We start from the raw sequence: 502 nt of genomic DNA on the forward strand, positions 1-502 counted from the left end.
GCCTTGAGCAGGTCGCCGATCCGCAGTGCCTTCACCGGTCCGGTCACCGTCGACTGGCGCTTCAGCGCATCGGCCTCGGCGGCCGCGGCCTGCGCCGCGCGCCGGGCAGCGGCGATGAAATCCGATTTCGCGGCATCGGTGTCGCTGGGCTTGGCCGGCTGGCCGCGCTCGTCACGCACGCGCTTCATGATGGCATTGAGGTCAGGTGCGCCGGAGCCGGGCTCCAGCGGCCGGTTGGCCATTTTCGGATCGAGCGGCTCGTCGAGATCGACGCTCGGTATTGGGGCACTCGGCGCTGAGCCGGCCAGTGGCGGGATATCCGCCTCCTTCTTGCCCTTGAAGGCGCGGGCCAGCCCGCCGAACAACGATTTGCGGCCGCCGGCCTGTCCGCCTTTCTCGGCGATCGTGTCCGAACCGAGCGCGGCCATGGCCGCCGCCGCGGCAGCCTCGGCCGGCGTGCGCGTGCCAATACCAATACCGAGGTCGCTACGCATACCCAGGT

Annotated in this window: 1 pseudogene; it reads right to left on the reverse strand. The window is 70.3% G+C overall.

Going from position 1 to position 502, the window contains the following annotated elements:
- Positions 1–502, reverse strand: a pseudogene (locus tag EN991_RS39275) (peptidoglycan-binding protein); the annotation flags it as partial.

The organism is Mesorhizobium sp. M7A.F.Ca.US.005.03.2.1 (assembly GCF_003997795.1).
GTDB classification, from domain to species: Bacteria; Pseudomonadota; Alphaproteobacteria; order Rhizobiales; family Rhizobiaceae; genus Mesorhizobium; species Mesorhizobium ciceri.